Consider the following 24,285-nt stretch of genomic DNA (forward strand, 5'->3'; position numbering starts at 1 on the left):
GTCAACGGTGAAGCGTTAAAGAAAGTGAGAGTAACAATTTTACTCTCAGTGACGTATTTACTATCTATTATAAGTTGAGAGCATTATGTGGAAGTGGTTACATCCCTACGCTAAAGCAGAAAACACCTACCGATTATGCGGTAAGTTGTTGCCTTGGTTTTCTATTATCGGATTGATATCCATTTTAGTAGGATCTGTATGGGGACTATTATTTGTTCCTGCAGATTACCAACAAGGCGATAGCTTTAGAATCATTTATATTCACGTACCATCAGCAATTTGGTCGATGAGTATTTATGTGACTATGGCTATTTCTTCTTTCATTGGCCTAGTGTGGCAGATTCGTATGTCAGATATGGCTGCGGCTGCGATGGCACCTATCGGCGCAGTATTTACCTTTATTGCCCTCATTACAGGGGCTATTTGGGGTAAACCTATGTGGGGCGCTTGGTGGGTTTGGGATGCTCGCTTAACCTCTGAATTGATTCTATTATTCTTATACCTTGGTGTGATTGCCTTGTATAACGCGTTTGATGATCACAAAACAGCGGCTAAAGCTGCCGGTATTTTGTCAATTGTTGGCGTGATTAATATTCCTATCATTCACTATTCAGTCGAATGGTGGAATACCCTTCACCAAGGTGCAACAATTTCTAAATTTGGCAAGCCATCGATGTCTAGCGATATGTTATGGCCATTGCTAGTGATGCTACTTGGTTTTGGTTGTTTCTTTGCCGCTGTCACTTTAGTACGGTTACGCAATGAAATTCTATCACGTGAGAGCCACCGCCCTTGGGTGCAGAAGTTGGTGAAGTGAGATGGTTATGTATTTTGATTCTATAAAAGATTTTTTTGCGATGGGTGGGTATGCAGGTTACGTTTGGAGTGCCTATGCTATTTCTTTTCTATCGATGTTATGGGTTTTATTTTCGAGCTTAACAACGAAACGCCGTTTGTTACGAGAAATAAAAAATAAAATGGCGCGTGAACAACGCATTAAAGAAGCAAAAACATTGGAGAACACACTATGACCCCAAGACGTCAAAAACGTTTAGTTATTGTACTGGCGTTAGTGCTTGGACTCGGTGCAACGGTTGGTTTAATTCTGTATGCGTTAAACCAAAATATGAACCTGTTTTATACGCCTTCAGAGTTAATTAATGGTAAAGCCGATACAGGCGCTAAACCTGAAGTAGGTCAACGGTTGCGTATTGGTGGCATGGTGGTAAAGGGATCGGTTAAGCGCGATCCTAAATCGTTACGAATTAGCTTTAAAGTGGCAGATGTTGGCCCATCAGTGACTGTTATTTATGATGGTATTTTGCCGGATCTGTTCCGTGAAGGGCAGGGCATTGTGGCGCAGGGTGTATTAATTAACCCAACCACAGTTAAAGCCAGTGAAGTGCTTGCAAAGCATGATGAAAAATACATGCCGCCAGAAGTGGCAGATGCAATGAAGATAAACCATAACCGACTTCAGTACACTGAAGAACAACTACAAGGTAAGTGATCAATGATCCCTGAATTAGGCCAATTTGCACTTATAGCCGCGCTTGCGCTATCGGTGCTGGCCAGCATTTACCCATTGTATGGTGCCACTGTTGGTAACCAAGCAATGATGCGTATGGCACGTCCACTGTCTTACGGAATATTCGGCATGCTTGCATTGTCGTTCGGTATTTTGAGCTGGTCGTTCTATAGCAACGATTTTACGGTAGCGTATGTTGCCAGTAACTCAACCAGCTTATTGCCATGGTATTACCGTTTAACCGCAGTATGGGGCGGCCATGAAGGTTCATTGATGCTATGGGTACTTATTCAAGCAGGTTGGGCAGCAGCTGTTGCTCGATTTAGCCGCGGTATGCCGATAGAAGCTGTGGCGCGTGTACTTTCAGTGATGGGCATGGTAGCAGTGGGTTTCTTACTGTTTATTATCGTTACGTCGAATCCATTTTTACGCACATTGCCAGATTTTCCGGTACAAGGTCGTGATCTAAACCCATTATTACAAGATCCGGGTTTGATTGTGCACCCACCAATGTTGTACATGGGTTATGTAGGTTTCTCAGTTGCATTCTCATTTGCTATTGCATCATTAATGACAGGCCGTTTAGATACTGCTTGGGCACGTTGGTCGCGTCCTTGGACAATTGCAGCATGGTCATTTCTAACCTTAGGTATCGCACTAGGCTCATGGTGGGCTTACTACGAACTTGGCTGGGGTGGCTGGTGGTTCTGGGATCCAGTAGAAAACGCCTCATTAATGCCATGGCTTGCGGGTACAGCATTAATGCACTCACTATCAGTGACTGAAAAACGCGGTACTTTTAAAGCGTGGACAGTATTGCTGGCAATTTCTGCATTCTCATTAAGTTTATTAGGTACGTTCTTAGTCCGTTCTGGTGTATTGGTTTCTGTGCACGCATTTGCGTCAGATCCATCACGCGGTATGTTTATTCTTGGCTTCTTAGTCGTGGTTATTGGTGGTTCATTACTGCTTTATGCACTACGTGGTGGTCAAATTCGTTCTCGTGGTAACTACGCACTATTCTCGCGTGAGAACTTCTTACTCGCTAACAACTTGTTATTAGTGGCTGCATTGTTGGTAGTACTGATTGGCACACTATTACCGTTAGTTCATAAACAATTAGGCTTAGGCTCGGTATCGATTGGCGAACCGTTCTTTAATACTTTGTTTACATGGTTAATGGTGCCATTCTCATTCTTAATGGGTATTGGTCCACTAGTACGCTGGAAACGCGATAATTTTGCCTCGATTGCTAAACCAATGATTTGGAGTGCGCTATTTACGGTGCCATTCTCATTCTTGGCAATTTACTTAACAGCAAGCGTTGTTGAACCATTAGCGGTTGTTGGCGTAATGATGGCAGTGTGGATCATTGTGCTTCACCTGGTTGAAATCTACCGTCGTGCGACTCACCGTCACTCTTTCCTTGAAGGTTTGGGTAAACTTGGACGCAGTCACTGGGCGATGATGTTAGGTCACCTAGGTTTAGCGATCGCTATTATTGGTATGACGTTAGTGTCTAATTACGGTATTGAGCGTGATTTACGTTTATCACCAGGACAATCAGTTAACGTTAAAGGTTATGACTTCCACTTTGCAGGTTTACGCGATGCAGACGGTCCTAACTATGATGGCTACGTGGCTGACTTTGAAATCAGTCGTCGTGGTATTGAAATTACTACTCTACATGCTGAAAAGCGTTTCTATACTGTTGCCGGCTCAATGATGACGGAAGCAGCAATTGATAGCGGCTTTACACGTGACCTTTATGTTGCGATGGGTGAGCGTTTAGGTAATGACGGTGCATGGGCTGTACGTATTTACTACAAGCCATTTGTTAACTGGATGTGGATGGGTGCGTTCTTAATGGCGCTTGGTGGTGCTTTCTCTATCAGTGATAAGCGTTATCGGTTCCGTAAGCCTGCTAATATTGCCGCAAATGACAAAAAATCAGAGGCGAAGCTAACTAATGAATAAGAAGCTATTATTTATTCCTTTAGTGCTGTTTTTAGGGTTAGTTGTGATGTTCATGATCCAACTAACTCGTAACGCAGCGGGTGACGATCCGACAAAACTTGAATCAGTATTGGTAGGTAAACCTGTACCTGCATTTAAGTTAGAAGATTTGTTTGAGCCAGGTAAGGAATACCAGCAAACGATTTTTAAAGGTCAACCACTGTTGCTGAATGTATGGGCAACTTGGTGTCCAACTTGCCAAGCTGAACACCAATACCTTAATACGCTTGCCGATCAAGGGGTGAAGATCATTGGTTTAGATTACAAAGATCAACGACCGAAAGCGATTCGATGGCTTAAAGAGCTGGGTAATCCTTATATGATCTCTTTGTTTGATGGCAATGGCATGTTAGGGATGGATCTTGGCGTTTACGGCGCACCAGAAACATTCTTAATTGATGCTAACGGTATTATTCGTTATCGCCATGTGGGTGATGTTAATCCAGAAAACTGGAATAAAACCCTCAAGCCTTTGTATGAAAAAATGCAAGCGGAAGCGAAAGCAAGCCATACTAACGCGGAGGTTAAAGCATAATGAAACGTTTATTTGCTTTAATATTTGCACTTGGACTGACGTTTTCGATGGTGGCACCCGCATTGGCTGCCATTGATGTGTATGATTTTAAAAATCCAGCACAAGAGAAAGCATTTCAAGAGTTAACCGAGACGTTACGTTGTCCTAAATGTCAAAATAACAGCATCGCCGATTCTAATGCGACGTTAGCAGAAGATATGCGTCTGAAAAGTTATGAGCTGTTAAAAGAAGGTAAAACTAAACAGCAAGTCATTGATTATATGATTGCACGTTACGGTAATTTCGTAACTTACGATCCAGCAGTGACGGCTTCAACAATAATCTTATGGGCTGGTCCTATTGGATTTATTGTGATTGGTTTTACTGTCTTGGTTTATCGTTCTCGCAAAAAAAGTGAGCTAGCTAAAGATAAGCCACTTGATGATGTTGAGTCGGAACGTTTGCAGGGGTTGTTAGCTGAAATGGCGCAGCAAGATACTGAAACAACCAATAACACAAAGGTAACTAAATGACCCTGTTTTGGATTTTAACCGCTGTTTTGGTTTTAATTTCTATCGCTATTTTTGTGATTCCGATGTATTTCGGTAAAGAGTATGACGATGAAGCTAGCCGAGATGAGCTCAATAAAGCCTTCTTTAAAGATCGTATTCATGAACTTGAAGAAGAATCGCAAGAAGGTTTAGTCGATAACCAACAAGAAATGGTGACCGATTTACAACAAACATTACTGGATGATTTGCCTGTTACTGAAAAGAAACAAGCGGCATATGTTAGTCCGGCAATGGTTGTACCTGGTCTGATTTTGATTGTCGGTATTTGTTACGGTGTTTATGGCGCAGTCGGTAGCAGTGCTAAAGTTGAAGCATGGCATCAAGCTGTGAATCGCTTACCAGAGCTAACCCAACGTTTAATGGGCGATAATGCGGCTAATGAACCGCTATCAGACCAAGATATGTCAGATCTTACTTTGGCATTAAGAACGAAATTGCACAAAGATGGTGATGATCCAATGGGATGGTTACTGTTAGGGCGTATTGCTATTGCTAACCGCGATGGTGCCACGGCTGAAATGGCAATGAAACGTGCTTATGATCTAAATCCCGTTGATACTGATATTCGCTTAGGTTACGCACAAACATTAATGTTAAGTGGTAAGCCTGGTCAAAGTGAACTTGCTCGCCAGCTTTTACGTCAAATTATCAAGAGTGATCATAGTAACGTTCAAGCATTATCATTATTAGCATTTGATGCGTTTGAGCAGAAAAATTATCAGCAAGCCGTTGATTATTGGACAATGATGAAAACTCTTATCGGTCCTAATGATTCTCGTACACCAATGCTGACGCGCAGTATCGAACGTGCACAAGCGCAGATCAGTGGCGGAAATGGTTCAAAGGTTGCACCCGATCCAACCGCAATCGATGAAACAACGACACAATCTGAAACGCAAAATGCCGATACAGAGAAGCAAGTAACTGCTACTATAGCGCTAGGTAAAAACGTTGTGTTGCCAAAGCAAGGTAATATTATTATTTCGGTGCATGATGCAGATGGTTCGCCAATGCCAATTGCAGCGGTAAAATTACCGTTATCGACTAAGTTTCCATTAACGATTACGTTAACGGATAAAGACAGCATGATTCCACAGCGTCAGCTATCATCACTATCAGAGATGATCATTCGAGCGCGTGTGGATAGCGATGGTAACGTGATGACCAAACAAGGCGATTGGTATGGTCAAAGTAGCCAAACGTCTCTGGGTGGAGAAACAGCGTTTGTCATTAATAAGCAATATTAATTAATTGCTAAAATGAATAAAGCAGGCTGAATATCAACGTTCAGCCTGTTTTTTATTAGGTGTATGTTTTGAATAAAAAGCTATTACTTATAATTTTTTTCAGCCTTGGTATGGTTGGTTGTGCGCAGTCACCCGATAAAACCACTGACCAAACAGTTTCAACCAATGTAACTGATCATATTGACGGTGATAATACGACCACAACGGCAGTGTATGATCCGTTTGAAGGTTTTAACCGCGCAATGTGGAATTTTAATTTTAATTATGTCGATCCGTATGTTGCGCGCCCAGTATCACTTGCTTATGTGAACTATACGCCTTCGTTTGCGCGTACTGGTATTACTAATTTCTTATCAAATCTCGATGAGCCAGCAGGAATGGTGAATAGCCTGTTAACACTGCATGGTAAAGATGCGCTAACCCATTTTAACCGCTTTTGGATTAATACTGTTTTTGGTTTAGCGGGTCTTATCGATATTGCATCAGCAGCTGATATTACTAAAGTTCAGGATCGTGATTTTGGCGATACACTAGGTTATTACGGTGTCGGTAATGGGCCATATTTAATGCTGCCTGTTTATGGGCCTATCACATTTAGAGGCTTTACAGACTCGGTTGATGGTTTGTACTTCCCGTTGAATTTACTTAATTTCTGGGAAGGATTAGGCAAGTGGGTCTTTGAAGGTATGGAAGATCGTGCAGCTTTAGTGAACCAAGAGTCAATGCTTAACAACTCACCAGATCCTTATCTGTTTACTCGTGATGCGTATATTCAGTATAAGAACTTCACTGCCAGTGACGGTAAAGTGAGTGAGCAAGCGACAGGTGATACATTTGATGATAGTTATTTAGATGAAATTGATAGTGATTAATTTTATTGATTAACTATGCGCTATAAAAAGACCGCCATAATCGGCGGTCTTTTTGTGTATAGCTAATAGTAGATTAGAAACGGTAACTTGCCTGAACACCAGCTAGCCAAATGTGGCCTGATGTTTGACCGTCAAATTGACCTAGTATCTCACCGATAGCACCGCTGCCTTTTTCTTGCTCCAGCATATGGGCTTTTTTAGCAAAAATATAAGTAAAACCAGCATCTAAGGTTAGGTTTTCAGACCATGCGTAGCCAGCGCCAACACTTAACCAAGTACGATCAGTTTCAGGAATGGTTTGCGTACGGTTAGCTTCATCAACCGCTGAGGTGTCATAGGCAATACCTGAACGTAAAACTAGCTTATTGGTCGCTTGGTAAGTGGTACCAATAGCAAAGCGGTAGTTATCCTTCCAATTTTCATCTTTGATTTTTTTACTTCCGCCAAGTTGTGGAATATTGGCTTCGAGTTTTTCAAACGCACTCCAATCAGTCCAGTTAACACTCGCGTGCACAGCCCACTGATCATTTAACTGGTGGAAGCTTGCGATTTCAGCTGATGCGGGTAGCTCAATCGGTAATGAGCCAGTGTATGAACCCTTACCTGTACCATCAAAACCAATACCATTAGCATGGCCTTCAAGGTTAAGTTTAACCGCCGATTGGTAGCTAACACCGATGCGGTTATTGGCATCTATTTGCCATGCAGCACCGGCTTGCCAGCCCCAAGCATTATCTTCACCTTCCATGTATTTAAGCTTTTTTCCCGCAAGAGGTTGCAATATACCTAATGATGCATTTGTTGGCACAGCAGCACCAAAGTGACCACTTGCCATCACATAACGCACACCTGCACCAACGCTGAATTGGTCATTGATTTTATAGCCAAGGTTAGGGTTAATTTCAACTGTATGTACATCTGCTTGATTACCAAACATCGATGCTTTGAAATCAGTACCTAGATCGGTACGCATGCCAAAGTGAGTACCAACGGCTAAACCTATGGTGGCTTTATCGGTTAATGGACGAGAGAAATAAAAGTTAGGAATAACCGCACTGTTAGCAAAGTCACCTGAACCAGTTGCTCCTAAGCTTAATTTGTTATATTTAGGATTTGAGTGTGAACCTGCAATATCAATATTAGGATCAACATAAATCGCACCAGCAGAAACTTGAATGCCTTCTAAATACGTTAGCATCGCAGGGTTACGGAATTGGGCACTGGCATTATCGGCCATTGCTGCTTCACCGGCAAAAGCACGACCTAGACCTGTTGCTGAATATTCAGCTAACTGAAAACCTGCGGCAGAAGCTTGGCTGCTGATGCCGACAGTTGCGGTAATGGCTAAGGCTAGAGTGATTTTATTTTTATGCATGGTATAAAAAACTTATTGTTGATCGAAATAATAAGCTAAATGATACCCGTAGCAATAAAGTGCGTTAAAAATTATCTTATAAAAGCGAGTCATTAAGTACTTTATGCTTTTATTGTTTAATATTGAAGTTTTTTATCGGGTGTTGTTTGTGCAATAAATGACGAATACTTAAATTTGAGCGTACACTTGTACGAAAAATAAAGTAAATAAAATTGTTATAACTATGACTGATTGCTATTTTTTATACGAATTTTTAGGGCGTTAGTGCGTGGAAATATATTGATTGATGTTTTTTCGATATAAAAAAAGAAGCCACAGCGGCTTCTTTTTTAGAATCAGTAATTAGTGTACGCTCAAATTAGAATGAACGGCTGTACTGTAGACCGTATAACCATGCGTTAGCACGAGTAGTTGCAGCAACTGATGTGCTCACACCTGGCAGTAAGGGCTGAGTTTCATTTACCTTAACATCTTCACCAATTAGGTAGGTTAGACCAAAATCAATAGTTGATTTGCTGTCAAGGTGGTAACTAAAGCCGCCAGATAGCCAGTTACGATCAGAATCAGGTACTGAAATTGATGTTAGTTTACCTTGAGCACTGGTGTCATGCATGTAACCCGCACGTAATGTCCAATCGTTGTTGAGGTAATAAGTACCACCAACAGAATAGTGCCAGCTATCTTGCCATTGGTAAGCCTTAGTAAAAGAGTCACCCGTTGTGGCTAAGTTATCAAACTCACTCCAACGGATCCATTGCACACTGTAATGCACTGCAAATTTATCGTTAAGTTTGTTAAAGCCAGAAAACTCAATCATGTCAGGTAATGGCATGATGAGTTTTTCATTACTTAGGTTATCACCTTTATAATGAATATCGCCTTTTGCTTTTAGTGTTGGGCTATAACGGTAAGATAAACCAAAACGGTTATTTTGATTGTATTCATAAATAGCGCCAAGGTTGTAACCTAATGCAATACCATCTGCATCGATATTCAGTGCTTGTGAATTACCACGTTGTAGTTTACCACTACCGTGAATAATGTCTAAACCACCACCAACGCTAAAATGTTGGTTGATACGGTAAGCAGCACTTAGCCCTAAGTTAACGCTTTTAACATCAGTTAAACCACCGAAAAGATCGGCTTTATAACCTTCTTTAAACTCAGTTTTAGTACCAAAGTTTGAATACAGCGAAGCACCTACAGAAAATTTATCGTTAATTGGTTGAATATAGTAGATGTTTGGTGCATAGCTAGTACCACCAATAGATGCGTCAGCAATAGCAGTTGATGGCAATGTGTGCTTACCAATAGTCATTGCAGTTTCAGTGTTTTTAACATGCACATCGGTATTGATCGCAATTACACCTAACGATAATGCAGGGGCATCAAACAGTGCCATTGACGCTGGGTTTTTAGCCATGGTTGAGGCGTTATCTGCAATAACACCATCACCTGAGAATGCGCGACCTAATCCGGTAGCTGATTGAGCATTTAGCTGAAAGCCTGCCGCCATTGTTTGTGACGATGCAACAGCGATAGCAACAGTAATAACTGAACGAGTGAATATCTGCTTCTTATTCATTTATGATTCCTGATCATGTTTTTATATTTATTATTCCAGTCTATATATGACTGATTGGCGACGATTGTAGGGGGGGAAAGGGCACCAGCAAAGCTGACCAGTCCTTTAGACAGTAAAAAATACGTTATAGCGAACATTTGAGTTCATTTGGTATCATTTTACGCTGATTTATTGCAGTTTTCGTTACAATTGACACTATAAATCGCAGCTAAAAATCGATACTTAATTACCAATATCGAATTTTTAGCTGGATATCGAAGGGACTTATGGGGCTAGATTTGCCAATAGAGCTCAGATTTGAGTTTTTCGGCGATTGGCATCAGCTTTTCACCTTTGTCACCAACCACAATTAAGCTAGCATCTTGCAGGGGTAATAATAAACTTTGATTAGTACTGTCGCTATCTGTCGCCATTTTTGTACTTGTTTGTGGGACGATAAAGACTGTCATTTTTCCTTTATCAGTACCAACAACCATATGCAAAGCACGGTTGCCATCAAAACCACAATAATTTAGATAATAAATATGACCAGGTAGTTGATTCATACTGGTACCAAAAGGTTTCAATTTGGCATTCACTTGCTGCAAGGTAACCGCTTCATCGGTCTGGTTAACAAATTGCGCTTCAGCGTTGACGTGTTGTAAAGCGATACTAGACATTGATGCCGGAGTATAGACATGTTGTGTAGGCGACACCGACGAAAAAGGATGTTGTTGCCCCACCATAACTCCAACCATAAACATTACCGATGCTGCCAATCCGTAAGAAATATAGCGCTTATAATGAGATTGTTTTGGTGGCTGTGCCTGGCTGGATTGATGAAATAGGATCCTATCAGCAAGATTCGTTGGTATCTCAACATTCAAAGCTTGTTTTAATTGTTGATCTAGCTGCTGCAATTCATTTGAGAAATGGCGATTGGCAGTAGACTGATTTTTGGTTTTAATCAGATCAGGATCATTATCATTAGGATCAGCCAGTAAGCGGCGACGAAATTCTAGATCATCCATTATGATTCCCCCGTTGAGTCGGTTTTTTTTCAAGTTGTTCTTTTAATTGATTACGAGCACGAAATAGCCGTGTCATTACCGTATTACGATTTAGATTTAGAATCCCTGCGATTTCATCACCGTTAAATCCTGCCATCACTTGTAGAATCAGCGGTTCTCGATATTCAGGTGTCAGTTTCATGATTAATCGCTGTAATAAATATTGTTCGGTATCCATTTCAACGCTGGGATTGGTGTCTGCAATATGATGATCATCAATATCCACTAAATCAAATTGTTTACGTTCAAATCGACGTGCATTCTCTCGCCGTAGAATTGTGATTAGCCATGCTTTGGCGGCGTTATCATCTTGTAAGTTATCAAGTGATTTCCAGGCGCGCAGACATGTTTCTTGCACTAAATCTTCGGCAATATGAGGATCGTGGCATAGCCAATAAGCGTAGCGATATAAATCTTGATGCCAAGCTCTAACAAGCGCTTCGTAACGTTTTTGTTTGTTCATATTTAAACAGACCGAGGCAGAAGACTTTTTGTTTCTAAAAATATTTTTTATCATTGATGTGCCTGTTTAGCGTTATTGCATCAATAAACGATGCCACCTGATAACTTTTGAGTAATGACTGTGGTTTTTTGTGTGTTAGGTCCTATAAACAGCACTAAAATTGATCTGGTTCAAATTCTGATTTTAGCGGTAGGTTATAGTTGTCGCGTCATCTGATGGTTGAAATTATGATTAGGTCGTATGACTTAATGATAGTTAATGCCGTCTGTTGAGCAAGATGACAACTTCCTTTTGAAGGCTGACTTTACTTTCTCCTATCAGGATTTTCCTGATTTGCAATTGGCTTTATGTTAATTGATTATTTTATTACGTTGATTTGATTATTTTCGGCGTGAATTCTAACCATACCTACGGGTGTGGTTTTTTTTTACCTAAACATTGAGTTGCTATTATTCCCTAGCAACCAGCCCTTTGGATTACCAATCCCATATGGATATAGCATTGAATGTTTTTATACTACAACTGCTGTTAATGTCGATATCTTTTACTTAAAAAAACCAATTAACCAGCAAATTTAAACAAATGTTTTATTTTTATAACTTTGTAGTTACAATTGTGTGGTCTGACCTCAATTGAGAGGTTAATTATAATTGTGACAAGGAGTTGCGATGTCGGGTCTTCAAAATATCACCACACGTAACGGTGAACGTATTGCTATTGTTAGTGGGTTACGGACACCATTCGCACGGCAATCAACAGTCTTTGAACGTTTATCCGCGCTTGATTTAGGCAAAATAGTCGTTAATGAAATGCTGCAAGTTGCTGATTTTGATCCGCAGTTAATTGAACAAGTTGTATTTGGTCAGGTTGTACAAACACCTGAAGCACCGAATATTGCCCGTGAAATTGTGCTCGGTACAGGTATGAACGTTCATACTGATGCTTATAGTGTAACCCGTGCTTGTGCTACCAGTTTTCAGGCTGCAGTTAATGTCACTGAAAGTATCATGGCAGGTACGATTGATATTGGTATCGCAGGTGGTGCAGATTCAACCTCGTTGTTACCGATTGGCGTTAGCAAAAAAATGGCAGCAACGTTACTGGCATTAAGTAAAGCTAAAACCATGCCTGCTCGATTGAAGTTAATCAGTGCATTAGGTGTTAAGGATTTAATGCCCGTTCCTCCTGCCGTTGCCGAATATTCAACCGGCTTAAGCATGGGGCAAACCGCAGAACAAATGGCCAAAAGTCATGCTATCAGTCGTGAAGAACAAGATGCCTTTGCCCATCGTTCACATATGTTAGCAGCGCAAGCATGGCGTGATGGCTTACTGACTAATGAAGTTATGACCGCATTTCCAGCCCCTTACCAACAATGGCTTGCTCAAGATAATAACGTTCGTCAAGACTCTACATTGGCAGCATACGCAACACTTAATCCAGCTTTTGATCGTTTATATGGCAGTGTTACTGCTGCAAACTCAACCCCATTGACCGATGGTGCCGCGGCAATATTGCTCATGCGTGAAGGGCGAGCTAAAGCATTAGGCTTAACCCCGCTTGGTTACATTCGTTCTTATGCTTTTGCTGCGATTGATGTTGTTGAAGATATGCTAATGGGACCTGCTTATGCGAGCCCGCTGGCACTTGAACGGGCAGGGTTAACTCTGAGTGATTTAACCTTAATTGACATGCATGAAGCGTTTGCGGCACAAACCTTAGCCAACGTTAAAATGTTTGGTTCTAAACGCTTTGCAAAACAAAAATTAGGTCGAAATCATGCGATTGGTGATATTGATATGTATAAGTTCAATGTGCTTGGTGGCTCGATTGCTTATGGGCATCCCTTTGCGGCAACTGGCGCAAGAATGATCACTCAAACACTACATGAATTACAACGTCGTGGTGGTGGTTTTGCATTAAATACCGCTTGTGCAGCTGGTGGTCTTGGTGCAGCAATGATTTTGGAGGCAGAATAATGACCCAATCTGCATTTAGTTTATCGTTTGGTGATAATGGCATTGGCTGGCTTAAAATTGATGTTGCCAATGAAAAAATGAATACACTGCAAGCCGCTTTTGCTGATCAAATCAGTGCAGTGTTAACACAATTAAGTACCCATACTGATCTTAAAGGGTTAGTGGTGTACTCCGGTAAAGCCGACAATTTCATTGCAGGTGCTGATATTAAAATGTTGGCTAACTGCGAAACTGCCGCAGAAGCCGAAGTATTAGCCATTAAAGGCCAACAACTGTTTTCAGCATTAGAAGATTTACCGATTCATGTTGTGGCAGCTATTCACGGACCGTGTTTAGGCGGCGGATTAGAGCTTGCTTTAGCGTGTCATAGTCGTATTTGTAGCGATGATCCAATTACCCGCCTTGGATTACCAGAAGTGCAATTAGGCTTATTACCGGGGTCTGGTGGTACTCAACGTTTACCGCGCCTGATTGGTGTCGCACATAGTTTAGAGTTGATCCTAACCGGTAAACAACTTCGCGCTAAACAAGCCTTGAAAAAAGGTTTGGTTGATCAAATGGTTCCGCAAAGTATTTTATTATACGCCGCGGAGCAAGTAGCGTTAACGCCAAAACCGATACGTTCCCATTCATTTCAAGATTGGGCTATGGCGGGTAATGCTTTTGGTCGCAGTGTAGTGTTTGAGCAAGCAACTAAAAAAGCCCAACAAAAAGCGCGTGGTTGTTATCCTGCCATTGATGCGATTTTAGATACGGTAAAATACGGTTTAGAAAAAGGTATTGAGCAAGGGTTAGAGCAAGAAGCCAAGGTCTTTGGTGAGTTAGTGATGACCGCTGAATCGCGTGCATTACGGAATATCTTTTTTGCGACTACCGCAATGAAAAAAGAACCAGGCGCTGCGGCTACACCCAACCCTATTCATCGAATAGCGGTACTTGGTGGCGGCTTAATGGGCGGAGGTATTGCGCATGTATCAGCAATGAAAGCTGGCTATGCGGTGAGAATTAAAGATATTAATAATGATGGTATTCAACATGCATTAGCATACAACTACGCTATTTTAAATAAGCAACGTCAGCGCCGAATTATAAGTAAGCCACAATTACAACAGCAAATGTTACGTATTACAGGTGGTACGGATTATCGTGGCCTGAAGCATGCTGAGGTGGTGGTTGAAGCTGTGTTTGAAGATATTGCACTTAAACAGCAGATGGTTGCAGAAATCGAAGCCAATACTTCAGAAACGACCATTTTTGCCACTAACACATCGTCGATTCCGATTCATAAAATTGCAGCAAAGGCACAACGTCCTGAAAATGTGATTGGTTTGCATTATTTCAGTCCGGTTGAAAAAATGCCGTTAGTTGAAGTTATTCCTCATGCAACAACGTCAGATTCAACGATTGCTACCGTGGTTGCATTAGCCAAAAAACAAGGCAAAACGCCGATTGTAGTCGCAGATAAAGCCGGTTTTTATGTTAACCGTATTCTTGCGCCTTATATGAATGAAGCCGCGCAGCTATTATTGGCTGGTGAGCCGATTGAACATATTGATACCGCATTGTTGAATTTTGGTTTTCCTGTCGGACCAATAACCTTGCTTGATGAAGTTGGGGTCGATATCGGCGCCAAAATTAGTCCTATTTTGGTCGCAGAGCTAGGTGAGCGTTTTACAACGCCTGCAATGTTTGATGTATTACAACAAGATGGTCGTAAGGGGCGTAAAAGTGGTAAGGGCTTCTATTTGTATAACACCAAAAATAAAGAAGTTGATAAGTCGGTATATACCTTATTAGGGGTCGAGCCGCAGCAACAATTAACCGAAGTTGATATTGCGGTTCGTTGTACTCTAATGATGTTGAACGAAGCTGCACGCTGTTTAAATGAAGGGGTGATCAAATCAGCGCGAGATGGTGATATTGGCGCGATATTTGGTATCGGTTTTCCACCATTCCTTGGCGGGCCATTTAGTTATATGGATCATTTAGGCATCGATTTAGTGGTCGATATGATGCATGAATACAGTGATCTTTATGGTGAGCGTTTTGCACCTTGTGATTATTTGGTTGAGATGGCGCAAGCTCAGCAACGGTTTTATTAAGCCGCTATAATCAACATTAACCCAAAAGCCTGCTTTGATGCAGGCTTTTTTATGAGCGTCATTTGGCTGTAATGGAGAATGTTAAAAGGTACAGCGAATTAAACGGAAGCGAGACTCAAATAGCTTACCACGACAGAAACGATAGCTCACTGCAGCGACGACGAGGGCGATAAAGGTGTTAACGTGGCCAACAGTGATCAGTAGCAATGAGACTAATGCAATAAAGCAAAAGGCATAAAAAAAGATATCAATTTGGCTATGAGATAACGTAGCGGCGCAATGAGGACAAACAAAGTTATCTTCGTATGCATGTAGCTTGGGTGCATCTATTTCAATTTGGCAGTGCGGACATCGTTGAGTCACGGCGATCCTCTTCTAATCAATTTAATGCTATTTGCAATTAATGCCGTATGTCTCTGCAATAATGGCAATATGTTTATAATGATTATTATGCTTATGAGGACTGTTATTTAGCTACTGAAATGTTATGAAAGTGTTTTTTAGCATAATAAAACTACTTAAATGTTAGCTGTTAAAATAAAACCCCATTTATTCAATATAAATAGGGTTTTTTATTTAGTAAGCGTTTTTCTGGAAATCATCTATAGATTCAATCGGTTGGCCTATTGTTAGTGGCTCAGAACCTTGATGTGTTTTACCGGTGTAATACATTACCAATCGATTAGCAGTACGCGGCTTAACGGTATCGACAATGAATTTAATCATATCGGCGCGGCTTAATTTTTTAAGTTGCTCAATCACTAATTGGCGTTGATTAAAGTGCTCATCTTTATTACCAATGCTAACCCAGAATCGCTGTGCTCGCGCTCGAAGGTTAGTATCAGGCTCTGATATTTGTGCAATTAATCCTGTTTTACTGGCTTGCCATTGGGCTTCATTAAGCTCTAACAGCACCAATGCAAAGGCATTAGTAAAGTCATCAATAGCATCAGATAAATAACTTGGCTCAGCTACGGGTGATTGAATATATAAGATCAATCCAGGATGGCGATTTAACGGTAAATTACCGGTCCCTACCATATAACCGAGTTGTTGTTTAGTACGTAATTCATGGAAAAACGTGGTCGACATTAAATGGTTTGCAAGGGTATAAATCGCAATTTTTTTCGGTGTTGTTTGGCGTGATTGGTAATACATTAAGATAGCCGAATCTTCATGATTACAATCTAACTCATAGGTCAATGTGCCACTGTTTTCTATATGCACTAACGGCCGTTGTGATTCACCATAAAGTTGGTCGGTGACACGAAATGCATCTTTGAGGGTTTCAGCTAGCGCCAATGCATCTTTTTTGAGCCAGTTACCATACACGAAGGTATCAATATGCAGCTCTGCAAACATCGCTTCAACAAACGGCGGTAGTTGATCGATAGTAATGGTTTCTAGTGCTGCAATTAAATGCGGATAAGGCGGGTTATTAGGCTGTAATAAACCGGTTAATTGATTAAACAGCTGAGAAATAGGTTTATCTTCAGCTGCATTGCGCCAATTACGTAACATTTGCGCTTTGATATTATCAAACCGCTGTTGCGTAAAATTACGCTGCTTAAAACGCTCTAAAATCAATTGCATCAGTTGTGGCTGTTTTTCACTAAACCCTGAAAGTTGTAGCGTTACGCCGCCTTGATGGGCATAAAGGTTGTAAGACATACCTGCAATTTCAGCAGGGTAAGCTGACTCATTGATCGCCTCTAACAGTAACTCAACACACAACCGTGTTTTGACAATATTGGTGGTTGAACTGACGGCATGTGGGCTATCAATCGCGACATAAACAATGCCTTTTGGCACACGAAAATCATGTTCTTGTTTATGCCACAGTCTAAATCCGGGCAGATCTTGAATTAATTGTGGTGGTAATTCTGATCCAGCCTCAAGCGCTAACGGCTCAAATTTTTCGCACAAATAAATATTAGGCTCAGGTAATAGTAGCTCGGCATCAAGGCTAATATTGGTCCACATTTCCACTTGCTGTGCTGTAAATGGCGTTACTGAGTAAGGGGTATCATACCAAGCGGCTATGCGGTCGTAATGCCCCCCTTGTGCCACTAATGTCAGGCGCATATTACTGACGCTAAAATAGGCGAGTAATTGCTCAAGTAACTCTTGATCGTAGCCTTCCATCATATAGTCGCCATAGATAATATCTTCGGCGTTGTAATGCAGCAGGTTCATAACTAAATAACTAACGGTATCAAGTGGACGGCTTTTCTCTTGATAACGAAATGCCATCTCTAACACGGATTTCTTTTCTTGATAACGCCAGCTATTTAATCCTTGTTGCTTTATGAGCGCAATAAAGGCAAACACACACTGCACGATTTCATCGGTATGTTGCTGGCCTTTAGGGGTTAAATTTAAACCAATAGTAAATTCTCGAAAATTATTACCACTCACGCCACCGCCAGCAGTTAGGGTATTGATCAAGCCGCGTTGTTTCAAAATCGCCATTAAGCTACCGCTACCTTCATTACCCAATAAGTGGGCAAGATAGGATAACGGCTTGATTTGATAGTGCTCGTCAACCGAAGGCAGCGCAAATGATAATGTTAACTTACGCAATTCTTTAATAGGTTCAATTTGAATGAACTTCTGACACTCGTTTTCAGTAACAAATGGCACGTCAATTGCTAATTTTTTAGTGGTAGCATTAGGAATTTTACTAAAGAATTCTTGAGTGTAGTGTTCTAATTCATCTAGTGATTGTGGGCCTAATAGCACCAGTCCCATTACATCAGCTGAATAGTGTTGATGATAAAAAGCCAATAAATCGTCACGTACAGATTGGCCATTACGGTCATCAAGAGTGGTAAGATCACCAACCGAGAACTTGGCAAAAGGGTGGGCTTGATTGATGGTTTCTTTTTGAACTTGATATAAACGACGCACGTCGTCTTTTATTTTTAATTTGTATTCAGAATCAACAGCTTGACGTTCTTTATCGACCGCATCTTCATTAAATAATGGCGCGGTAAAAAATTGGCCAAAGCGATCTAAGCCCTCTTCAAAACCATGAGGACTTATTTCAAAGAAAAAGGTGGTGTTTTCAGTGCCAGTCCACGCATTATTACTACCACCATTACGGTTGATGAAGGTTTGGAATTCACCGACTCGTGGGTATTTTTCAGTGCCAAGAAAGAGCATATGCTCAAGAAAATGCGCCATACCTTGACGGTCGATGGGATCATCAAAGTGACCAATCTCGACAGACAATGCAGCTGCAGAGCGAGGCGCTTCAGCATCATGAACGAGCAGTACTCGAAGTTCGTTCGCTAAAGTGAGGTAGCGATACTGCTTATGATCGTTAGGGCTAGTATGCACAGGAAGAGCCTATTTTAGAGGGAATTAGAGTAAGTATGACGTTCAATATTGAGGCTGGCAAATTGAAGATGCGATTAGATGAAGTATAAGTCGCATTTTTGTTAACAAATTGATGAATTAGTCATTACTTAATCAATTAAGCCGTTAAATAGTAGGCTTAGCCACAGAATTAAAACTCTATGGTTATGCCAATAATCAAACCATGTAATAATGATCGACCCACTCCAACAAACTCCAGAGTGGTTATGGCGATTGTTTAACTGAGGTTATCGGAATATCTATGCAAATATATATTATGCGTCACGGCGAAGCCGAAAATTTTGCAGCCAGTGATGCTGAGCGCCCATTAACTGCGCGCGGTATTGCTCAATCACAGCAAATGGCGACATTACTTGCATCACATTTGAATGGCGAGTTAGATCACGTTTGGGTTAGTCCGTATTTACGTGCGCAACAAACATGGCAAGCAATGGCTGATAGCTTACCGTCACCAACGCAAGTAGATAGTGTTGAAGATATTACGCCTTACGGTGATGCTGAAACTGTGGCTGAATATATTCAGGCAATCATTGAGACTGAACAACCGCAATCACTATTATTGATTTCACACCTGCCATTAGTCGGCTATTTAACCGCAGAATTGGTCGCTGGTGTTCAACCGCCAATGTTTTTAACTTCTGCGATTGCCGCGATTGACTTTGATCCTCAAACAGGAACCAGCAGCTTGTTATGGCAACACCAGCCACATAAATAATGGATAACCACCATGACTAAATTAGCAATAGTTACCACTATAGGGCTATTATTTCTGACTGGCTGCAGTGTTGGCGAGCCAGTTCGACTGTCTGCTAACGGAATGGTGAAGTGGTCTGATGGACGTACAGAGGGGATGCATGTTTCGCAAACGGGCAGTAGCTTAACCTTTGTAAACCACTCCAATGAGGTTGGCGAACCGCCTTTGGTTATTTTTGCGCGTATTGATAGTGCCCGTAATGATAACTGTGAGTACTTTTACGTTGAAACCGCGGTTAAAAAACGTCTAAAAGTCTGCGAGACAGGAGAAGTGACGTTATTTAACCATGGTAAAGTAGTGAATGTAGGCCATATGGTAAAACCGAGATATTAGCGTTCAGGAATATCAATCAACACTAATAATGCGCCTGCGCCACCAAACTCTAGTGGCGCTTGGTGAAATGCCATCACATCTGGATGTTGGGCTAACCACATTGGCGCTTTTTGTTTGAGTATATGTTTACCGATACCATGCATAACGCAAGCACATGACACATGTTCTTTGATACACGCAGCAATCATTGCCGCAAGCTCACGTTTTGCTTCTAGTTGTGTCATTCCATGCATATCTAAGTAAATATCAGGAACATACACTCCACGGCGAAGCTTTTTCACTTCATATTTAGACACACCCGTGCGCGCATATTGCGTAGGGCCTGTGTCGCTAAGATGCGGCTCAAACTCATCTGAGAAATAAAACTCATGATTTTGGGTCTCTTTGCCCATCACTTTTGCTTTATCCGCTTTAGAGTTCTGTTGACGTGGCGCGATTATGGTATCATGCGTGAACTTTTTTACGCCTTTTACTTCTGCCTTGAAGAGATTGAAATCATCTTCAAGCTGTGAATCTTTATTACTCATAATGAAATTCCAACAATTGTATAGTGGTATTGTAGCGTTTATCGGAGGCTATTTTGGATAAGATTTTTGTCGACGAAGCTGTCAGCGAACTTCACACATTGCAGGACATGCTACGTTGGACGGTAAGCCGTTTTAATGCTGCTGGCCTATTTTACGGTCATGGTACAGACAATGCATGGGATGAAGCTGTGCAACTGGTACTACCGACAGTTTACTTACCGTTGGATGTTCCACCGGAAGTGCGTAATTCTCGTTTAACAAGCAGTGAGCGTCATCGCATTGTTGAACGTGTAATGCGTCGTATCAATGAACGTACACCTGTTTCATACTTAACGAATGTTGCCTACTTTTGCGGTATGGAGTTCTTTGTTGATGAGCGTGTACTTGTGCCACGTTCACCAATTGGCGAGCTCATTGAAAACCGCTTTGAACCCTTTTTACAACAAGAGCCAACACGGATCATGGATCTGTGTACGGGAAGTGGCTGCATTGGTATAGCTTGTGCGCACATGTTCCCTGAAGCAGAAGTCGATATCGTTGATATTTCGACAGATGCACTTGCTGTTGCTGAACAGAATATAACGGATCATGGTCTTGAGCAGCAAGTGATTCCGCTTCGTTCTGATCTTTTACGTGATATTCCAAAAGATAAATACGATCTTATCGTTACTAATCCGCCGTATGTTGATCAAGAAGATATGGACAGCCTACCAGAAGAGTTCCGTCATGAGCCAGAGCTAGGTTTAGCCGCAGGCAGTGATGGTCTAAAGTTGGTTCGCCGCATTCTTGCTAATGCGCCAGATTACTTGAAAGATAATGGTATTTTGATTTGTGAAGTTGGCAACTCAATGATCCACATGGAAGAGCAATACCCGCATATTCCATTTTTGTGGTTAGAGTTTGCTAATGGTGGTCACGGCGTGTTTATGTTAACCCGTGAACAGCTAGTTGATTGTGCTGAAGATTTTGCTCTTTACCGCGATTAATTAACACCAAGCTAAATCAATACTGGTAATAAAAAATCAGCCATAAGTTATGGCTGATTTTTTTTATGTGTGTGAGTTTAGAATTATTTTATTAACTCATCATCACTGCTGTCTTGTTCAAGCCATAAGGCATTAATTATCGCAAATGAACATGCGAGCAAAATACCTAAAAACCACGCTAAATACCACATTGTGTGTTTATTCCTTAGTACAGTGACGTCTTATTGTCTTCGATATATTTGGTATCAAGACGACCAAACATTTTGTAGTAACACCATGAGGTGTATGCCAAGATCACCGGTACCATTACAAACGCCACAATGGTCATGATATGTAATGTGTATTCTGATGAGGTCGCGTCCCAAAGAGTTAGACTTACATTTGGATCTAAACTTGACGGCATAATGAATGGGAAAGTCGCAAACCCAAACGTTAATACCACGCCTACAGCGGTTAAGCTTGAACATAAGAAGGCAAAGCCACCACGATCTGCACGTGAACAGATTGCTGTTAGTAATGGCATTACAACCGCCAATATTGGTGCAATCCATAAAATAGGGTGATTATGGTAGTTAGTGAATAACCCTCCCATTTGACGTGCAACTTCTTTGGTTAATGGATCGGATGCTGCATTGGGTAATACTTGTGATGTGATCACATAGCCATTAATGCCTTGAGCAACAAAACCGGCAATAACAAACAATATTGCCATTAATATCGCCGAAATGACGGCAACATTACGTGAACGAGCATGAATAGCCGCGGTTGTTTTCAATTGCAGGAATGTTGCACCCTGAGTGATGATCATCAGTAAACTAACACCGCCACACAGTAACGCAAATGGGTTTAATAATTGATAAAATGATCCGTGATAAGTCGAAATCATAAATTCATTCAGCTCAAACGGTACACCTTGCATCAGGTTACCAAACACGATACCAAAAACAATCGGTGGCACAATACTGCCGACGAAGATCGCTTTGTCCCACAAATTACGCCATTGGCTATTAGGCAGCTTAGAGCGGTAATCAAACCCTAATGGGCGTAACCATAACGATGCTAATGCCAAGATAAGTAACACATAAAAACCAGAGAACACTGTCGCGTAAACTAATGGCCATGCTGCAAATAAGCCACCACCGGCGGTGATAAGCCACACTTGGTTACCGTCCCAGTGCGGTGCAATGGCGTTAATCATTACGCGGCGTTCGGTATCGGTCTTACCAATAAATGGCGACAGCATACCAACACCCATATCAAAGCCATCAGTGATTGCAAAACCGATGCATAACACACCGATTAATACCCACCAGATAACTCGTAAGCTTTCATAATCAAACATTACTTTGTGTCTCCCTGCTTATGCTTCAACCTGATGTGTTAACGCATCTTTGGTATTATTCGGTTGTTCAAAATGATAACGACCGGTCTTTAAACTGCTTGGACCTAAACGGGCGAATTTCACCATCAAGTAAGCCTCTGCAATAAAGAACAAAGAATAAAGCACAATAATTACCGCCAGTGAGAACCACAATTGTGATGGTGCTAAGTGAGACGCCGCCATATTTACTGGTAGAATTTCACCAATAGCCCATGGTTGACGACCATATTCTGCCACAAACCAGCCCGTTTCAATCGCAATCCAAGGTAAAGGAATGCCATAAAGCGCCGCTTTAAGAATCCACTTATTAGACGTGATCTTATGCCGACATGATTGGAAAAATGCAGCAGCAACAATGGCAAACATTAAGAAGCCAGCACCAACCATAATTCTAAAACTAAAGAATAACGGCCATACACGCGGTATAGAGTCATTCGTCGCTTGTTGAATTTGCTCTGGTGTCGCATCAACGACATTCTTTGTGTAAGGCTTCAATAACAGCCCATAACCTAAATCACCTTTTACTTCATTAAAGGCGGCGATATCGGTTGGATTTTTATCACCTGAACGTAATTTTTGCAGTAACCCATAGGCAACCATACCGTTGCGAATGCGCACTTCATGTTGTTTTTTAAGATCACTAATGCCAGTTACTTGAGTATCTAGTGAACGGGTTGCGATAATCCCCATTAAATATGGAATCTTAATCGCGTATTCAGTTTCCATCTTATCTTGGTTAGGGAAACCAAAAGCAGTGAAAGCAGCGGGAGCAGGTTCGGTATGCCATTCCGCTTCAATCGCAGCAAGCTTGGTTTTTTGAACGGCACCTAGCTCATAACCTGATTCGTCACCTAATATCATTACCGCAATAATTGCCATTAATCCAAAAGAGGCTGCAATGGTAAATGAGCGACGCGCAAAGCCAAGATCACGGCCTTTAAGCATGTAAAAGGCACTCACACCCAGCACGAACATTGAGCCACAGACATAACCTGATGCGACAGTGTGAACGAATTTAACTTGTGCCACAGGGTTAAAGATAACCTCTGAGAAGCTGATCATTTCCATGCGCATGGTTTGATAATCAAAATGTGCACCAACTGGATTTTGCATCCAGCCATTGGCAACAAGGATCAACAATGCAGATAAGTTAGAACCTAAGGCAACTAGCCACGTCACTGTAAGGTGCTGGCGTTTTGAAAGACGATCCCAACCAAAAAAGAACATACCGATCATGGTTGATTCTAAGAAGAACGCCATCAAAGCTTCAATCGCTAATGGCACGCCAAAAATATCACCCACATAATGAGAATAATAAGCCCAGTTAGTACCAAACTGAAACTCAAAGGTTAAACCTGTCGCCACACCAAGTGCAAAGTTGATGGCAAAAAGTTTTCCCCAAAATTTAGTCATATCCTTATAAACTTGTTTACCGGTTATGACATAAATTGATTCCATTATTGCTAATAAGAACGTCATCCCTAGCGTTAATGGTACAAATATAAAGTGATACATTGCAGTAAATGCAAACTGAAATCGCGATAAATCAACGACATCGTGTAACATAATAATAAAGCCTTATTTATAATATTAATTTATAAAACTTTAAAAATTAATATTA

The 24,285-nt window shown here is 41.3% G+C and carries 23 protein-coding genes; 13 read left to right on the plus strand and 10 right to left on the minus strand.

What is annotated here, in order from left to right:
- The first annotated feature begins 85 nt into the window (after positions 1-85).
- The 8 genes from G6R09_RS06590 to G6R09_RS06625 all read left to right on the plus strand — a co-directional run bounded on the left by G6R09_RS06590 (position 86) and on the right by G6R09_RS06625 (position 6,749).
- Positions 86-817, plus strand: coding sequence for a heme ABC transporter permease (locus G6R09_RS06590; protein ID WP_065166440.1), 732 nt, complete (start codon positions 86-88; stop codon positions 815-817).
- A gap of 7 nt (positions 818-824) precedes the next feature.
- Positions 825-1,031, plus strand: a complete 207-nt coding sequence (gene ccmD / locus G6R09_RS06595) for a heme exporter protein CcmD (protein WP_065166574.1) — start codon at positions 825-827, stop codon at positions 1,029-1,031.
- Positions 1,028-1,510 carry a cytochrome c maturation protein CcmE gene (gene ccmE, locus G6R09_RS06600; protein WP_065166439.1) on the plus strand — a complete coding sequence of 161 codons (483 nt, stop codon included), beginning with the start codon at positions 1,028-1,030 and terminating at the stop codon, positions 1,508-1,510. Before ccmD ends, ccmE begins: the two co-directional genes overlap by 4 nt.
- A 3-nt stretch (positions 1,511-1,513) precedes the next feature.
- Positions 1,514-3,505: a heme lyase CcmF/NrfE family subunit gene (locus tag G6R09_RS06605; protein ID WP_065166438.1), complete on the plus strand. Its 1,992-nt coding sequence runs from the start codon at positions 1,514-1,516 to the stop codon at positions 3,503-3,505.
- A complete protein-coding gene (locus tag G6R09_RS06610) occupies positions 3,498-4,079 on the plus strand; it encodes a DsbE family thiol:disulfide interchange protein (RefSeq protein WP_065166437.1) in 582 nt (193 codons plus the stop codon). The genes G6R09_RS06605 and G6R09_RS06610 overlap by 8 nt, the downstream gene beginning before the upstream one ends.
- A complete protein-coding gene (locus G6R09_RS06615; protein WP_065166436.1) occupies positions 4,079-4,591 on the plus strand; it encodes a cytochrome c-type biogenesis protein in 513 nt (170 codons plus the stop codon). Before G6R09_RS06610 ends, G6R09_RS06615 begins: the two co-directional genes overlap by 1 nt.
- On the plus strand, positions 4,588-5,877 hold the full coding sequence (gene ccmI, locus G6R09_RS06620; protein ID WP_065166435.1) for a c-type cytochrome biogenesis protein CcmI: 1,290 nt from the start codon (positions 4,588-4,590) through the stop codon (positions 5,875-5,877). Before G6R09_RS06615 ends, ccmI begins: the two co-directional genes overlap by 4 nt.
- 68 nt (positions 5,878-5,945) lie before the next feature.
- Positions 5,946-6,749 carry a VacJ family lipoprotein gene (locus G6R09_RS06625; protein ID WP_065166434.1) on the plus strand — a complete coding sequence of 268 codons (804 nt, stop codon included), beginning with the start codon at positions 5,946-5,948 and terminating at the stop codon, positions 6,747-6,749.
- Between the two features lie 73 nt (positions 6,750-6,822).
- On the opposite strand, the gene G6R09_RS06630 is transcribed toward G6R09_RS06625, so the two are convergent.
- From G6R09_RS06630 to G6R09_RS06645, 4 genes are all read right to left on the minus strand, one after another.
- Entirely contained in the window at positions 6,823-8,124 is a 1,302-nt protein-coding gene (locus tag G6R09_RS06630; protein WP_163921302.1) for an outer membrane protein transport protein, read from the minus strand.
- 358 nt (positions 8,125-8,482) lie between these two features.
- A complete protein-coding gene (locus tag G6R09_RS06635) occupies positions 8,483-9,709 on the minus strand; it encodes an outer membrane protein transport protein (protein WP_065177282.1) in 1,227 nt (408 codons plus the stop codon).
- A 272-nt stretch (positions 9,710-9,981) separates the two neighbouring features.
- The gene (locus G6R09_RS06640) at positions 9,982-10,719 is read right to left on the minus strand and encodes a DUF3379 family protein (protein ID WP_065177283.1); all 738 of its coding nucleotides are present in this window, start codon (positions 10,717-10,719) and stop codon (positions 9,982-9,984) included.
- Positions 10,712-11,275 (minus strand): sigma-70 family RNA polymerase sigma factor, encoded by a 564-nt coding sequence (locus G6R09_RS06645; protein ID WP_060997045.1) that lies wholly within the window; start codon positions 11,273-11,275, stop codon positions 10,712-10,714. Before G6R09_RS06645 ends, G6R09_RS06640 begins: the two co-directional genes overlap by 8 nt.
- A gap of 614 nt (positions 11,276-11,889) precedes the next feature.
- Between G6R09_RS06645 and fadI the strand changes: the two genes are divergently transcribed.
- The gene (gene fadI / locus G6R09_RS06650) at positions 11,890-13,200 is read left to right on the plus strand and encodes an acetyl-CoA C-acyltransferase FadI (RefSeq protein WP_163921304.1); all 1,311 of its coding nucleotides are present in this window, start codon (positions 11,890-11,892) and stop codon (positions 13,198-13,200) included.
- Entirely contained in the window at positions 13,200-15,302 is a 2,103-nt protein-coding gene (gene fadJ, locus G6R09_RS06655; protein ID WP_163921307.1) for a fatty acid oxidation complex subunit alpha FadJ, read from the plus strand. Before fadI ends, fadJ begins: the two co-directional genes overlap by 1 nt.
- A gap of 81 nt (positions 15,303-15,383) precedes the next feature.
- On the opposite strand, the gene G6R09_RS06660 is transcribed toward fadJ, so the two are convergent.
- Positions 15,384-15,665 carry a hypothetical protein gene (locus G6R09_RS06660; protein WP_065177285.1) on the minus strand — a complete coding sequence of 94 codons (282 nt, stop codon included), beginning with the start codon at positions 15,663-15,665 and terminating at the stop codon, positions 15,384-15,386.
- A gap of 213 nt (positions 15,666-15,878) precedes the next feature.
- Positions 15,879-18,644, minus strand: a complete 2,766-nt coding sequence (locus tag G6R09_RS06665) for an insulinase family protein (protein ID WP_065177286.1) — start codon at positions 18,642-18,644, stop codon at positions 15,879-15,881.
- 280 nt (positions 18,645-18,924) lie between these two features.
- On the opposite strand from G6R09_RS06665, the gene sixA reads away from it, so the two are divergent.
- Both sixA and G6R09_RS06675 read left to right on the plus strand, forming a co-directional pair.
- Positions 18,925-19,398 (plus strand): phosphohistidine phosphatase SixA, encoded by a 474-nt coding sequence (sixA, locus tag G6R09_RS06670; RefSeq protein ID WP_065166427.1) that lies wholly within the window; start codon positions 18,925-18,927, stop codon positions 19,396-19,398.
- 12 nt (positions 19,399-19,410) lie between these two features.
- Positions 19,411-19,770 (plus strand): hypothetical protein, encoded by a 360-nt coding sequence (locus G6R09_RS06675; protein WP_107272687.1) that lies wholly within the window; start codon positions 19,411-19,413, stop codon positions 19,768-19,770.
- Here G6R09_RS06675 and smrB read toward each other — a convergent pair.
- Positions 19,767-20,297 carry an endonuclease SmrB gene (gene smrB / locus G6R09_RS06680; RefSeq protein WP_065166426.1) on the minus strand — a complete coding sequence of 177 codons (531 nt, stop codon included), beginning with the start codon at positions 20,295-20,297 and terminating at the stop codon, positions 19,767-19,769. The two genes, G6R09_RS06675 and smrB, sit on opposite strands and share 4 nt — an antisense overlap.
- A gap of 53 nt (positions 20,298-20,350) precedes the next feature.
- Between smrB and prmB the strand changes: the two genes are divergently transcribed.
- On the plus strand, positions 20,351-21,283 hold the full coding sequence (gene prmB / locus G6R09_RS06685) for a 50S ribosomal protein L3 N(5)-glutamine methyltransferase (protein WP_060997037.1): 933 nt from the start codon (positions 20,351-20,353) through the stop codon (positions 21,281-21,283).
- Between the two features lie 83 nt (positions 21,284-21,366).
- On the opposite strand, the gene cydX is transcribed toward prmB, so the two are convergent.
- Genes cydX through G6R09_RS06700 form a run of 3 tightly spaced genes read right to left on the minus strand, consistent with a single transcriptional unit; the run spans position 21,367 to position 24,230 of the window.
- Positions 21,367-21,474, minus strand: a complete 108-nt coding sequence (gene cydX, locus G6R09_RS06690; protein ID WP_065177288.1) for a cytochrome bd-I oxidase subunit CydX — start codon at positions 21,472-21,474, stop codon at positions 21,367-21,369.
- A 14-nt stretch (positions 21,475-21,488) separates the two neighbouring features.
- Positions 21,489-22,625 carry a cytochrome d ubiquinol oxidase subunit II gene (cydB, locus tag G6R09_RS06695; RefSeq protein WP_163921310.1) on the minus strand — a complete coding sequence of 379 codons (1,137 nt, stop codon included), beginning with the start codon at positions 22,623-22,625 and terminating at the stop codon, positions 21,489-21,491.
- Between the two features lie 18 nt (positions 22,626-22,643).
- Complete coding sequence (locus G6R09_RS06700; RefSeq protein ID WP_163921313.1) at positions 22,644-24,230, minus strand: cytochrome ubiquinol oxidase subunit I; 1,587 nt, start codon at positions 24,228-24,230, stop codon at positions 22,644-22,646.
- Positions 24,231-24,285 lie beyond the last annotated feature (55 nt).

It is taken from the genome of Photobacterium sp. Alg240-V54, assembly GCF_900537155.1.
GTDB lineage: Bacteria > Pseudomonadota > Gammaproteobacteria > Enterobacterales > Vibrionaceae > Photobacterium.